The organism is Microbacterium sp. HMWF026, from assembly GCF_003061325.1.
GTDB lineage: Bacteria > Actinomycetota > Actinomycetes > Actinomycetales > Microbacteriaceae > Microbacterium > Microbacterium testaceum_E.
In genome coordinates this window covers 4586-5728 of record NZ_QAJB01000354.1, presented here as the reverse complement: position 1 = coordinate 5728, position 1143 = coordinate 4586, and the positions used below count along the sequence as shown (strand labels likewise).

The following is a 1143-nucleotide window of genomic DNA, read 5'->3' as shown; positions in this document are numbered from 1 at the left end:
AGATGCCCACGCTCGACTCGGGCAAGCCCGACCGGGCCCTGCTCCGACGTCGACTCGACGCGGGCGGCGACCTCGCGCGGGCTTAGGATGAGCCTCCGTGGCAGCTCCCTCTCGTAAGCGTCCCCAGACCGCCAAGAAGCGTCGTCCCGGCGGCAATCCGCAGAAGAACCGCAGCGCCGCCCCGCAGGCCGTCGCCCCCGCGACCGCCCGTGACTGGATCGCCGCCGCTCGCCTGCGCACCCTTCCGCTGGCGATCACGCCGGTCCTGATCGGCACCGGGGCGGCGACCCTCGTCGATGAGCGGTTGCATTGGGTGATCGCCCTGGCCTGCCTCGCTTTGGCCTTCGCCCTGCAGATCGGCGTCAACTACGCCAACGACTACTCCGACGGCATCCGCGGGACCGACGACGTGCGCGTGGGGCCGGGCCGTCTGACCGGCGGTCGCAAGGCGAAGCCGCGGACCGTGCTCATCGTCGCTCTGGCGTTCTTCGCCCTCGCCGGTCTGATCGGTCTCGCCCTCGTCATCCGCACCGGACAGTGGTGGTTGCTGCTGCTGGGCGCCGTGTGCATCGCGGCCGCGTGGTTCTACACCGGCGGCAAGCGTCCTTACGGGTACAACGCGATGGGCGAGCTGTTCGTGTTCGTGTTCTTCGGACTCGTCGCCACCCTCGGCACGACCTGGCTGCAGGTGCTCTCGCTGCCGCAGGAGGCCTGGTTCGGAGCGGTCGCCGCGGGACTGCTCGCGTGCGCGGTGCTGCTGGCCAACAACCTGCGCGACATCGATCAGGACCGCCTCGCCGGAAAGCGCACCCTCTCGGTGCTCATCGGTCGACGCGCCACGCAGGTGCTGTTCACGCTGTTCGTGCTGATCCCGTTCGCGATCGCGGTGTTCCTGGCGTTCGTCTACCCGATCGCGTGGCTGACGCTGATCGCGCTGCTCGGCGGGCTGGCGGCGATCCTCATCGTGTGGACCTACCGCACGCCCCGTGAACTGATCACGGCGCTGCAGGTGACGAGCTTCACCTCGGTCGCGTACGGCGCGCTGCTGTTCTGGGCGTTCGCCGGCTGAGCGTTCGCCCGCTCAGGTCAGCGGTCGATCGGGGGCTCGCCGTCGGGGCGGGTCGCGTCGACCACCGCGTCCTC

1 protein-coding gene is annotated in these 1143 nt (G+C 70.2%); it reads left to right on the top strand.

Annotation, left to right across the window (positions count from 1 at the left end):
• Nucleotides 1–97: 97 nt before the first annotated feature.
• Nucleotides 98–1069, top strand: a complete 972-nt coding sequence (locus DBR36_RS13320) for a 1,4-dihydroxy-2-naphthoate polyprenyltransferase (protein WP_108320143.1) — start codon at nt 98–100, stop codon at nt 1067–1069.
• Nucleotides 1070–1143: the final 74 nt, after the last annotated feature.